The following is a 12315-nucleotide window of genomic DNA, read 5'->3' as shown; positions in this document are numbered from 1 at the left end:
CCCGAAAAGGCAGCCATCAACGACCCAGAGCGGCGAAAATCACAAGAACACGCCTCCAAGGCTTGAACACGTCTCATTTGACTTGACAACTACCGGGTGCCCGGTTCTCCGAGCTGGAGCGGCTGCGCCGATCGCCGCGACGCACGTCGGGCAAGGCGATGGTGGGCGCGCTGGACCGGGCGAGCGAGGTGTTCTCCCTGGGCGCGGGCCAGGCCGAGCTGGCCCGGGTGCCGACCAACCGGGTCAGTGACCTGGCCGACGTCGGGATCAAGGCCAAGGCCGCCGACATCGCGAAGATGGGCGAGCCGCACCGCACCGCCACGCTGGTGGCCGCGGCCCGGCACCTGGAGGTCGTCGCGGTCGACGACGCGCTGGACCTGTTCCACGCGCTGATGGCGACCCGGCTGATCGCCCGGGCCCGCCGGGAGGCGGAGGCACACCGGCTGGAGTCGATGCCGCACCTGGAGCGGGCCTCGGCGACGCTCGCCGGGGTGACCAAGGCATTCGTCGCGGTCCTCACGGCCGCGCAGGAGGCCGGGAGCGTGGACGTGGACCAGGCGTGGGCGGCGATCGAGCAGGTCGCGCCCCGTCAGGAGGTCATCGGCGCGGCCGACGCCGTTTCCGACATGGTCCCGGACGACAACGTCGGCGAGTCCCAGCTGCGTCGGCTCTTGACCGACAAGTACCGGGTGGTGCGCCCGTTCCTGGAGATGCTGTCCGAGGTGCTGCCGCTGGACGCGACCCCGGCCGCCGAGGGGCTCCTGGCCGAGGTGCGCCGGCTGCCGGACCTGGCCCGCCGTCGCCCGGCGATCAGGCCGCTGTCGGCCGACGACGTCGCGGCGGGCCTGGTGAACCCGGCCTGGCAGCGCGCGGTGTTCGCGAACCCGGACCTGCCCGACGGCGCGGCCGACCGGGACGCGTACGTCCTGTGCGTGCTGGAGCACTTCCACCGGGCGCTGCGCCGGCGCGACGTGTTCGCGACCTGCTCGGTCCGGTGGGCCGACCCGCGCACGCAGCTGCTCGACGGCGACCGGTGGGCGGCCCGTAAGGGCGAGATCACCGCTTCTCTCCAGCTCGACGGACCCGTGCAGGCGCACCTGGCCGAGCTCGTCAGCACGCTGGACGCGGCCTGGCGCCAGCTCGCCGACCGCATCGCGGCGGCCGGCCCGGACGCCGGGGTGCGGCTCGAGGCCGACGACCAGGGGCGCATGCGCCTGGACGTGGACCGGCTCGAACGCGAGGCCGAGCCCGACTCCCTGAAGGACGTGCGCGCCGCCGTGGCAGGGATGCTGCCGCACGTGGACCTGCCCGACGTTCTGCTGGAGGTCCACTCCTGGACCGGGTTCCTGGAGGAGTTCACCCACACCGCGGGCCGGGCCACCCGCCTGGAGGACCTGGCCGTGTCCCTCACCGCGGTCCTGGTCGCGGAGTCCTGCAACGTCGGCCACCGGCCCGTGGCCAACGCATCGGTGCCCGCCCTGACGTACGACCGGCTCTCCCACGTCGCGCAGAACTACCTGCGTGCCGAGACGTTCACGGCCGCCGCCGGGCGCCTCATTGACGCCCAGGCTGGCAGCCCGGCTGCTGCGGCCTGGGGCGGGGGCCTGATCGCGTCGGTCGACGGGATGCGGTTCACCGTGCCCGTGGTGACCCTGAACGCCGCGCCGAACCCGAAGTACTTCGGCATGAAGAAGGGCCTGACCTGGCTGAACGCGATCAACGACCAGTTCGCCGGGATCGGTGCGGTCACCGTGCCCGGCACCGTGCGCGACAGCCTCTACATCCTGGACACCGTGCTCGGTGTCGACGGCGGACCCAAGATCGAGCAGGTCATCACCGACACCGCTTCCTACTCCGACATCGTGTTCGGCCTCTTCCGCATCCTGGGCTACCGGTTCACCCCGAACATCGCCGGGATCGGCGACCAGCGGCTGTGGCGCGCCACGCTGCCCGGGGAGGCCGCCGGCGACTACGGCGCGCTGAACCCGATCGCCCGCCACCGCGTGAACCTGGCCCGGATCACCGAGCACTGGCCAGACATGGTGCGCGTGGCCGCCACTCTCGTCGACGGCGGCGTGCGCGCCTACGACCTGCTGCGCGTGCTGGCCCGTGAGGGGAACCCGACCCCGCTGGGCCGGGCGTTCGCCGAGTACGGGCGCATCGCCAAGACCATCCACCTGCTGGCCCTGGTCGACCCCGTCGAGACCGGCTACCGGCGAGGCATCCGCCGCCAGCAGAACATGAGCGAGTCCCGCCACGCCCTGGCCCGCCGGATCTACCACGGGCAGCGCGGGGAGATGCGCAAGCCCTACCGCGAGGGACAGGAGGACCAGCTCGGCGCGCTCGGCCTGGTCCTGAACGCCGTCGTGCTGTGGAACACCCGCTACATCGACGCCGCCCTCGACCAGCTGCGCGCCGACGGCCACGCCGTCGAGGCCGCCGACGTCGCCCGCCTCACCCCGCTCGGGTACGCCCACCTGAACTTCCAGGGCCGCTACAGCTTCACCGACCCCACCCCGGCCGGCCTGCGCCCCCTGCGCGACGTCGGCGACGACGGCGCGGGCGCATGATGGAGGCATGGACCGGGCCCACGTCCGGTGGTGCGCGGCGTGCGGGGCTGCGCTGCCACCGGAGGCGACCGCACGCCGGCGCTACTGCGGCGCGGCGTGCGACGCACGCGCGTACCGGCGCCGCCGCAAGCTGGACCGGATCGCGCGAGCGGCCGTCGCCGCGCTGACCGACCAGGCCGACCCCGGCACCAGGATCACCAGGCGCGTCTGCCCTGGCTGCGGCAACGGCTTCATCGCCGGCGGGGGCGGCCACCGGGCCGACGCCGTGTGCTGCTCACCCCGCTGCCGACAGCGTAAGCACCGCACCCACACCGCCGTTCGGTGACGCGTACGCGTGACGGCGGCTCCCGATGTCACGCGTACGCGTCACCAAAACGCTCCGACGACCGACGGGCCGGACTGGGCCCCTCGTCGCGTCGTGAGCAGCTGCTCAGGTGGTGATGCGTTCCAGGATCCACGTAGGCAGCGGCGCGATGGGCTGCGTGCTGCTGGACAGGTACACGCGGTTCTGGCCCTTGGGGCCGGGCACGACCGAGTGCGGCGCCAGGACGTACCCGTTGCCGGCGCGCACGTCGATCCCCGGACCGAGCCCCGTCACCCCGCCCGAGGACGACGGCACGCTGATGCCCTCGGGCGCGCGGAAGTACAGGTGGAACCCACCCGACGGCGTCAGGACACGGAACGTCTCGGGGTACGGCGCCGCCAGCTCGCGGCAGAGCCTGGCGAGCGGGGCTACCTTGCCGATCTCCACGTCGTCGACGTCGAGCACCACCACGCGCGACGGGCCGCACGCCACAGCGACGTTCGACCCGTCACCGGGCCAGGACCGCGCCACCTGTTCGGGAGTGCTCACGAGACGGTCACGCCAACCCGGGGCCGGCCTGCGCCCGCCGGGCGGCAGCGGGAACACGGTCAGGCCGCGGTGCACCGCGGCGAGGGCCGCAGCCGCGGTCACGGTGCCCGCCCACGTCTCATCCCAGGCGGCGCGGTCGGCGGCCTGAGCGGGGGTCTCGGGAGCGTCGTCGACACAGACGCACATGTCGTAGGGGCCGGCTCCGGCCCCGCAGTCGTCGCACCCCTCGGGCTCGTCGTCGCACACACATACCTCGTAGGAGCCCATGCTGACGTCAGCGCCGCAGTCGGGGCACTCCTCGGGCCACTGGTAGACGGGCTCGCCCGTGGGGTCCTCGACCTCGTCCAGGATCGCGACGGCCTGAGCGGTGCGGCCCTCCGGGGTGGTCTTTCGCAGGGCGGCGGTGTAGCTCCCGCCCGTGGCGGCCGCAGCGGTGCGGGCGGCGGTCTTGCGTGCCTTGTTCCTGGTCATCGTCGTTCCGGTTCCGGCCGGTGCCCCACGCGCTCCGGCCTGGTGCTCGACGAGAACAGGCGGCAGCATCGCACGCGAGTCGTAGACCCTTGTCCGCCTCGTCCCACGGTGCGCGGCGTGGGCGCGCGGTGCGGGGCTCGGAGTCAGGCCGGCGTGATCGGCCCGCTCCCGACCATAGCGGTCACCACTGACGCACTCCCTGGTCGGGGCTCAGCGTCGTCGTGCGGCCGGGTCGCGGGCCGCTTGCCAGCGCGCAAGACTCTCGGGCGAGACCCGGGCGTACCGGGCCAGGGACGCCACCGAGGTGTGACCGGAGTAGGCCAGCAGGGTCGAGGTGTTGGCGCCGTCCTCGGCGGCGTGTGTCAGCGCCGAGTGCCGCAGCTGGTGCAGCGTGGCCCCGCCGGCGTGCTCGCTGAACAGCTCCGCGGCTCGCCGGTAGGACAACCGGGCACGCCCGGTATGGGGGTCGACGTCGACCGCCGCCAGCTCGAGCCTCGCGCGCCGGTCGGTGGCGAACACCGGGCCCGTGGTGCGCCCGGACAGCAGCCGGGGCAGCAGGCGCGCGGTGGCGGTGCGCCAGGTGATGACGTCGGCGGTGCCGCCCTTGCGCCGTACCCGTGCCCGCCGGTTGCGCAGGTCGAGCTCCTCGACGTCCAGGGCGAGCACCTCGCTCGCACGGGCGGCCGACTCGTACAGCAGCCGCCACAACGTCCGCTCGCGCAGGTTCACGCGGTCGGCGGTGAGCAGCCGCTCGACCTCGGCGCGGTCGAGCGCCCGGGTGCGGTCGGGCGTGCGGGGCCTGTGCCGGATACGGCGCAGCGGGTCGCCGGTCAGCCACCCCTGATCGCGCCACCAGGTCATCGCCGCCGACAGCCCGTTGAGCCGCGCGTTGAACGTCGACGGCGCCGCCGTGCCCCACGAGCCGGTAAACCACTCACTGACCCGGTCCGCGGCCTCCTCGCCCTCGAGGACCGTCAGCGGCCTGCGGGGGCCGAACCGGCGGGCCAGCGCGTCCAGCACGGTGCGGTAGGCGCGGGTCGTGTTCGGGTTGTCGACCTCGGCGAGGAACGCCTCGGCCGCACGTGTGATGTCTGGGGCGGGCACCCCGACGTCGAGCCGGTGAACAGTGCCCACGGCCGCCTCCCGAGTGCTATCGCAGATAACCACGGCGAGTCACCCGCGTCGCGCGGAGACGTCCGTGCAGGTCGCCGCCGACCCTACCGCAGATAATCCCTGCTTATCTGCGGTCAATGCCACACCACCCCTCACCACCAGCCACCCGAACCCCCTGACCAGGCTTACCGCCAACCATCGCGCGCGGGTTACTCGACCCCGTCGTTCTCGCGAAGGAACCCCCGGACTAGGAACCAGCAGGTAGAGGGGCGTCATCGACCCGCGTGCGTGACTGACTCCTCCGGCCCAAGCTTGGTCGGCCACTCAAGGGCATCGACCAACCTGCCCAGCTCGGCGGCGGTCGGCATCATTACGCCAGGCTCGTACTTCTGCTCCATCGACTCAGTGCGTAGGTACCGAATTGCGGTCCGGGCGTCGCTTGCGCTACCGACGTGGTCGAACGCGAACAGATCGAGAATCAGGAGGACCTTCTCAAGCCGGCGACGCTGGATCGACACAGGGTCGTTGTCCCCCGGCCGGTACTCAGCCATGAGTCGCTGTCGGATCTCGTGCGGAGGCATCTGGCCGCTCTCGCGTTCGTACCAGTCGTCACGTTCGCTCATCGAACCAGTATCGGGGCCTCCTCCCGCTAGGGCGGGATGGCGCACCGGGAAGAGCGCACCCAGAAAGACATGCCTTACATGTGTTGCGTGGCTTAGGTGGCATGCAGTGGTAGCATGTAACACACGTAACGCGTGGTAAGGATGTCATGCATTGGTTGCGTGCGATAGCCGTCATACGTGCCAAGCGATGCAAGCGTGTCAAGCGTGCTAAGCATTGAAGACACTGAAACAACTTTTAGCATGGCTAGAACGCAGAACACTTCATCAACGCAAGCCACGTCTTGCTAGACACGGAGGTCAGTGTGACCACGACGATCATGTTCGCCAACAACAAAGGTGGCGTCGCCAAGAGCCAGGTATGTGTTCAGACCGCGGCGGCACTTGCGCGCCGTGGGCTCGATGTACTTGTCATCGACATGGACCCTCAGGCCAACGCCAGTCGTCGTCTCGGTGTCGTCTTCGACGAGGCGACGAACCCGATCCCGACGATTTCCGAGGTCCTCCTAGCCGCAAGCTCAACCGAGGGAGCAGGCCAGGGTGCCGTAACCCCGTGCACCTGGACCCAGGGCGACGAGGGGCAGATCCCGACGGCCGAAGCCGAGCGTATCGACCTGATCCCGTCGCGCTTCGACCTCATCAACCGGGCCGACGAAGCTGCCGCAGTGGGCGCTGTCCGCCGGCTCAAGAAGGCCCTCGCGGGGGGATGGACCGAGGCCTACGACGTCATCCTGATCGACACCCGGCCGGACCTGGGGCACCTGGTCCAGATGCCCATGGCCGTCGCCGACTTCGTCGTCATCCCCACTGACGCGACCTTCGACGGCGCCAACGGCGCGATTGAGGTCCGGACCTTCATCGAGAAGCACGCAGAAGACCTCGGTAACCCGAACCTGCGGATCGGGGGAGTGGTTGTGACTCGCTGGAGGACTACGAACGAGGCTCAGTACCAGCTGGAGGGCCTTACCCAGGAGTTTGGCGACCTGCTCTGGAACATGCGTGAGACCGAAATGCGCGAGGTCACGAGCACCGACGGCACAACTGAACTGAAGGAGGTCGAGACCTTCCCTCCCGGGATCAAGGAGCTCACCCGGTTCACCGAGGCCGATGGTGCGGCGGTATCACTCAGTGCCTACACAGACGAGCGCGGCCGGACCGCCATCGCCTTCTACGAGAAGATCGCGGACAGGATCGCGTCCGAGCTGCTCCCGATCGGTGAGCGCGCATGAGCGCCCCGAAGCGACGGCGGCCGGGAGGCACTAGCCCGATCGCGCTCGTACCGAAGGTCGAGGAGATCCGCATCTCGCCGAGCGAGGACAGCCCGCCAGCCGCACCAGAGCCAGCCCCGGCCCCGGCTCGGCGTGCTCCGGCTCAACCGCGGCGCGGCGCGGTAGTGCCCACGACGCCGGAACCCGCGCAGGAGGCCCCTCCGCAGCCACGACGCAACGAGCCCGCTCCAGAGGGGGAAGCGCGGAACCTGAGCGCAACCTCTCCGAAGATCTCGCGCTCCTTCAAGTTCGACGAAGAGCAGATCCTGCGGGCCGAGACCGCCGTCCTTCGGACTTCCGCCTTCGACGGCGGGTACCGGTCGATGGCCGCTCTGATGAACAGTGCCCTCGCGCGGGAGCTCGAGCGGCTCGCCCGCGAGTTCAACGACGGTGAACCGTTCCCGCCCAATACGGGCGAGTACCGCACCGGCCGCCCCATCGGGCGATAGACGAGAAGACACGCAAGGCACGCTTTACATGCCTTAAACGCAAGACGTCTGCGCATGACGACGGCCGGGGTTCAGCGCACGAACCCCGGCCGCCAGCCCCCCACCTGCACACACAGAAGGGAAGCACCACCATCATGACATCGACGAAGCCCAAGAGGCTGCCCACGATCCTGGCCGATGCTCGCCGCAACCCGTTCTTCGCCCTCGGCGCGTTCGGGCTCTCCGGCTGGGCGTACGTCGGCATGAGCCACACCATCGCGGACTACGAGGGCGAGGTGCTCGGGTACGCGCTCGGCGTGGCGTACGAGGCGCTCGTGATCGGCCTCGCGTGGGAAGGCCGGCGCCGCGCGGACCAGTGCCTGGATGCTGGCCGCCCGGTCAAGGGCCACTGGAGGTGGCTGATCGGCGCGATCGCCGTGGGCATCCTCTCCGGAGCATGGTCCGCCTACCACGGCTGGACGCTCAGCGAAGGGTGGTTCGCCGCCTCGCGTGCCGTCGCACCGATCCTCGCCGCCATCGCCGTCCACCTGTTCTTCCAGTCGGCTGCCAGCTCCCGCGACCTCGAGCGCAAGGAGCAGATCAGGGAGGACCGCGAATCTGCCGTGCTCGACATGCTCGACGCCGTGCGACTAGCCCAGATCGCCCCGATAGCCGAGCGCGCCGCTCGCATCGCTGAGGTGAACGTGGCCGTCGGCCGCGTCCACCGGAACGTGCCGGCAGCTGTCACTGCCGAGGTGACGGCCCCCCACCTCGAGTCCGAACGCACCATCCACGATGTCATCCGCGAGGCAGCCGCACTTGCGGGGAAGTGGATGCCAGAGCCTGAGCTCGCGACAACACCGCTGGAGCACCTGCCCACCAGCCAGGACATGACACACGACACCACCGCGGTCGGCCCCGTTGTCATCGAGCGAGGCGCCGAGACACACGAGGGCGACGCTGACGCGAGCGACACGGTCCGGGCCGAGCGCGACACGCTCGTGCGGGTGGCCGCCGCAGGTGATGACACATCGACCCGCGTCACGGCCCGTACGCGGGTCAGCTCGCTTGCGACCCCGGCCGGCGCCGTGACACCCCCCGACGGGGTCGACGATGGCCTGTACGGACCCATGCCCGACCACGCGACGCCCAAGGACCGGGCGGAGCGAGCCCGGGCCCTTGCGCAGGCCCTAGGGACCGCCGACGAGAGCGGCGGTCTGCGAGTCAGCACGGCGGTGGCCGACGCGATCGCTGATGTCGTCGGGCGGAAGCGTCGTCAGGTCTACCGGTATCTCGCGGGCGAGAACAACGACAGCACCGACACGGGGAGTGTGCCCGTTGTCACGCGTCTGGACCTGGACCAGGATGCCCACCATGACAGCACCGCTTCCTACGCGGAGGCAGCGATGCTGGCCGGCCGGTGACGAGCCCGCGCCCGATGACACCAGCCCAGTAGCGCACGGCGTAGGGCCGCGACCGAACGGTCGCGGCCCTACGCCGTTTCTTGTGCCGCTGCCCGCAACGACCCTACGACGGTGTGTTGTCGTCGCTGGGGGTGACGCAACCTCCAGCTGGCGCGGCGTGCCATGACACCGGGGGTGGCACAGGGGGAGTGTCATCGACGCCATCGTCGACAGGCTCGGTGATCGTCTCGCCCTCGAGCTCCCAGCCGTCCGGCAGCGACTCGGCTGCGACCTGGCGCCAGCCAGCCTCGAAGTCATCGAGGAACTCGGACCCCACGTCGGCCAGGACAAGGAGCCGGGCGAGGCCCTGCCGGACCGTGAACGGCCGCTCGTCGACCGGCAAGCCTGAGACGAAGGCGTAAGCGTTGGTGCTGACGATCCGGCGCACGAGAGCCCCCCTGTCCGGGGCCGGCCCCCTGCCGACCCTCACTCCTACGACCGTAGGCGAGTAACGCGGCGAACCCTTCTCGCCCATCCACAGGGATAGGGGAGCCGGCCGCTGCGGCCGGACGTTTCAGGTCAGTCCCCAATGAGCCCCGCTCTCCGGCGCCGTGGCCTGGCATGACGAGGCATCGCTGCAGGACGAGGCCCCAAATGACGAGGGGGAACCGGCGGAACTAACGGGCCGCGAGCCCTTGCCGTCCTCGTTCCTCGCGAGTAAGGTAGTAATCAGTTGCCCAACTACCACTACTAACTACTACTAATGACCCGGAGGGGATCGTGACGACGACCGACGAGAGCCAGCTCCCGCCCGACGCCGAGCCGCGCGAGCGCGTCTACGCCGCCGCGGACGCCCTGATCGCGGCGGGGGAGAAGCCGACCGTCGACGCCGTGCGCCGCCGGGCCGGCGTCGCGATGGGCGCCGCCCTGGAGCACATGCGTGCCTGGCGCGAGGAGCGCCGCGAGAAGCGGGCCGTGGTCGAGCAGCCCGAGTTGCCCGAGGACGTCACGACGCTCGGCCTGGAGGCGATCGGCAAGATCTACGGCGCCGGTGCCGCGCAGGCCCGCCGGGACGCCGAGGGTGCCGTCGCCGAGGCCAAGGAGGCCGCCGCCGAGGCGCAGGGCGAGGTCGACAGCATGGCCGCGGCCGCCGACGAGCTGGAGAAGGCCGTCGCCGAGGCGCAGGCCGAGACCAAGACGGCCCAGGAGGAGACCGCGCGCGTGCGCGACGAGCTCGCCGCTGCCCGGGCCGAGACCGCTGAGGTCCGCCGGGAGCTGGAGGCTGCCCGCGCGGAGACTGTCGCCGAGCGTGAGCGGGCCCGTACCGAGGCGCAGGAGGCGCGGGAGCGTCTGGCCGCGGTCGAGCAGGAGCGCGAGCGGGCCCGTACCGAGACCGCCACCGTGCGCGAGACCGTCGAAGACCTGCGCGCCCAGCTCACCGAGGTCCGCGCCCAGGCCCGTGCCGACGAGCAGGCCGCGCGGGAGCGTCTGGCCGCCGTCGAAGCCGAGCGCGCCGCCGCGCAGGCCGAGGCCAGCCGCGCCGCCGGCGAGCTGGCCGGCGCCCGCCAGGCCCACGAGGCCGCACGCGCCCAGGCCGAGGCCGCCGAGCGCGCCGCTGCTGTCGCAGCAGCCGCTGCCGACCAGGCCCGCGCCGCTGCCGACCAGGCCCGCGCCGACCTCGAGGACAGCAAGCGCGAGACGCACGCGCAGGAGGACCTGGCCGCCGAGCTGAAGCGACAGCTGGAGGCGCTGGAGCGCCGGTGCACGGCACTCATGGACGAGAACGAGGCATACAAGAACGCGAAGGGCGGCGGTAAGTGATGAGCGAGGCGACCACCCAGAAGACGCGAGGGGGCCCGGCGAAGGCCGCCCGCCGCCTGGCCGAGCGCACCGGCCGGCCCGTGACGCCGGACGACGTGCAGGCCCTGGTCGAGGCGGGCGCCCTGGCGGTCGACAGCACGTGGCGCGGCTACGACCTGTTCGACCTCGACGCGCTGGACGACGTCGACGCCGACCAGGTCGCCGCAGTGCTCGCCAGCCCCGACCGGCTGCTGAACCGTGAGCAGGCGGCCGCGCACCTGCGCGTGCGGGCCGTCGACTTCAAGCACCTGGTCACCGCCGGGGTCATCACGGCCGACAGCACCGCGACCGTCGCCCTGCCGCACCTGTCCAGCCGGGCGGCGACCGAGGTCGACCTGTTCCGCCTCGCCCAGCTTGAGGAGGTCACCGCGCGGGCCGAGCTCGCCGAGCTGTGGGAAGCGGCCCGCGCGGCCGCGCCCCGGTCCCCGAGCCCGTTCCGGCGCCTGGCCGGCGTGCGCAAGCCCTCGCGTGCCGACGCCGTGCGCCAGGCCGCCCAGGAGCTCGCTGACCTGTGGAGCGTCGAGGTCTGGACCGCCCGTGAGCCGGGTATCTCGGGTGGCCGGTGGCTGATCACCGCCGACACCAGCGCCGACACCCTCACCGAGGCCGAGGCCCGCGAGGGCTTCGCCCAGCACCGCCTGCTCGCCGAGCACGTCGCCGCCGGCAGCGTGGTCGCTCAGCGGGCCACGGAGATGTCCGTCGTCGTCGCCTCGCGCCGGTACATGCGCCCTGGCCAGGCGGTCATCCTGGACACCGAGACCACCGGACTGGACGGCTACCTCGTCGAGGTCGCCGTCATCGACGCGGCCACCGGCGAGACTCTGCTCGACACCCTGGTGCAGCCCGGCGCCGAGGTCGAGGACGGCGCCCGCGAGGTCCACGGCATCACCGACGCCGATCTCGCCGACGCACCGACGTTCGCCGAGGTGCTGCCGGACCTCGCCGCTGCAGTCGGGGACCGCGTCGTGCTCGCCTACAACGCCGACTTCGACCGGACCGTGCTGCGCCGGCACGCCAAGCGCGACGGCCTGCGCCTGGGCGAGCTCGCCCGCGCCGAGCGGTGGGACTGCCTCATGGAGTGGTACACCGACTGGCTCGGCGAGGACCGATGGGTCCCGCTCGGAGGCGGGCACCGGGCACTGGGCGACTGCCGCGCCGCCCGGAAGATCCTGCAGAAGATGACCAGCCAGTACGACTGGATCAACCCGGACGACCGGCTGTGGTTCCGCACCTACCGGCCCCGGACCCTGGCCGACGCCGTCGAGGAGCCGACACCGTGATCGGCCTCGACCAGGCCGCCCGGGCCGCGTACACGAGGCAGGGGGAGGAGGGCCGGTGAACGTCTACCCTCGCGATGCGTCGTGGCACGACCGCCCCGGACGTGCCTACGCCCTGCACGCGCCAGAAGACCTGGCGGCTCCGACGTGGGCCGCGTGCGCGCCGGGGAGGACCGTACTAAGCCCCGACATCGAGATCCCCATCGCGGAGGCACCCGCGTTCCGGCTATGCCGTCGCCCGGCGTGCGTGAAGAAGTACACCGACGGATTGCTGGTGGCTGGCACTGCCGTGGTGGACATGGTCGCCCAGCCGGGCGCGCCGTAAACGATCGTTTTCGGCGCACACCAGCACAGTCGGCCCCGTCGACGGGGACAAGCCGGATCGAGTGCGCCGAAACTCTGCGCCGAAACCACTGGCGCACCGCAATTACCTCACACCGTTTTCGGTGCAC

11 protein-coding genes and 1 pseudogene are annotated in these 12315 nt (G+C 71.4%); 8 read left to right on the top strand and 4 right to left on the bottom strand.

Annotated features, from left to right (window positions below; all coding sequences use genetic code 11):
• Window positions 1–95 precede the first annotated feature (95 nt).
• Together D1350_RS22430 and D1350_RS22425 are read left to right on the top strand one after the other, a co-directional pair.
• A pseudogene (locus D1350_RS22430) lies at window positions 96–2570 on the top strand (Tn3 family transposase); the annotation flags it as partial.
• 7 nt (window positions 2571–2577) lie between these two features.
• Window positions 2578–2895 (top strand): hypothetical protein, encoded by a 318-nt coding sequence (locus D1350_RS22425; RefSeq protein WP_125778283.1) that lies wholly within the window; start codon window positions 2578–2580, stop codon window positions 2893–2895.
• 105 nt (window positions 2896–3000) lie between these two features.
• Here D1350_RS22425 and D1350_RS22420 read toward each other — a convergent pair whose 3' ends face one another.
• From D1350_RS22420 to D1350_RS22410, 3 genes are all read right to left on the bottom strand, one after another.
• Window positions 3001–3894 (bottom strand): bifunctional DNA primase/polymerase, encoded by an 894-nt coding sequence (locus tag D1350_RS22420; protein WP_125778282.1) that lies wholly within the window; start codon window positions 3892–3894, stop codon window positions 3001–3003.
• Between the two features lie 210 nt (window positions 3895–4104).
• On the bottom strand, window positions 4105–5028 hold the full coding sequence (locus D1350_RS22415) for a tyrosine-type recombinase/integrase (RefSeq protein ID WP_125778281.1): 924 nt from the start codon (window positions 5026–5028) through the stop codon (window positions 4105–4107).
• Window positions 5029–5279: 251 nt separating this feature from the next.
• Complete coding sequence (locus D1350_RS22410) at window positions 5280–5630, bottom strand: hypothetical protein (protein WP_125778280.1); 351 nt, start codon at window positions 5628–5630, stop codon at window positions 5280–5282.
• Window positions 5631–5932: 302 nt separating this feature from the next.
• Between D1350_RS22410 and D1350_RS22405 the strand changes: the two genes are divergently transcribed.
• The 3 genes from D1350_RS22405 (at window position 5933) to D1350_RS22395 (ending at window position 8747) form a co-directional block, all read left to right on the top strand.
• Window positions 5933–6856 carry a ParA family protein gene (locus D1350_RS22405; RefSeq protein ID WP_125778279.1) on the top strand — a complete coding sequence of 308 codons (924 nt, stop codon included), beginning with the start codon at window positions 5933–5935 and terminating at the stop codon, window positions 6854–6856.
• 164 nt (window positions 6857–7020) lie between these two features.
• The gene (locus D1350_RS22400) at window positions 7021–7344 is read left to right on the top strand and encodes a hypothetical protein (protein WP_125778278.1); all 324 of its coding nucleotides are present in this window, start codon (window positions 7021–7023) and stop codon (window positions 7342–7344) included.
• Between the two features lie 134 nt (window positions 7345–7478).
• Window positions 7479–8747: a hypothetical protein gene (locus D1350_RS22395; protein ID WP_125778277.1), complete on the top strand. Its 1269-nt coding sequence runs from the start codon at window positions 7479–7481 to the stop codon at window positions 8745–8747.
• Between the two features lie 103 nt (window positions 8748–8850).
• Here D1350_RS22395 and D1350_RS22390 read toward each other — a convergent pair whose 3' ends face one another.
• Window positions 8851–9261, bottom strand: a complete 411-nt coding sequence (locus D1350_RS22390; protein ID WP_125778276.1) for a hypothetical protein — start codon at window positions 9259–9261, stop codon at window positions 8851–8853.
• A 245-nt stretch (window positions 9262–9506) separates the two neighbouring features.
• On the opposite strand from D1350_RS22390, the gene D1350_RS22385 reads away from it, so the two are divergent.
• From D1350_RS22385 to D1350_RS22375, 3 genes are read left to right on the top strand one after another with little or no spacing between them, the layout of a single operon-like run.
• Window positions 9507–10547 carry a DNA-binding protein gene (locus D1350_RS22385; protein ID WP_125778275.1) on the top strand — a complete coding sequence of 347 codons (1041 nt, stop codon included), beginning with the start codon at window positions 9507–9509 and terminating at the stop codon, window positions 10545–10547.
• Window positions 10547–11866 carry a 3'-5' exonuclease gene (locus D1350_RS22380; protein ID WP_125778274.1) on the top strand — a complete coding sequence of 440 codons (1320 nt, stop codon included), beginning with the start codon at window positions 10547–10549 and terminating at the stop codon, window positions 11864–11866. Before D1350_RS22385 ends, D1350_RS22380 begins: the two co-directional genes overlap by 1 nt.
• Before the next feature lie 55 nt (window positions 11867–11921).
• Entirely contained in the window at window positions 11922–12188 is a 267-nt protein-coding gene (locus D1350_RS22375) for a hypothetical protein (RefSeq protein WP_125778273.1), read from the top strand.
• Window positions 12189–12315 lie beyond the last annotated feature (127 nt).

The sequence above is a fragment of the Antribacter gilvus genome (genome assembly GCF_003946865.1).
Classification (GTDB): Bacteria; Actinomycetota; Actinomycetes; order Actinomycetales; family Cellulomonadaceae; genus Antribacter; species Antribacter gilvus.
The sequence above is the reverse complement of the archived record's forward strand: the minus strand, read 5'-3'. Positions and strand labels throughout refer to the sequence as shown.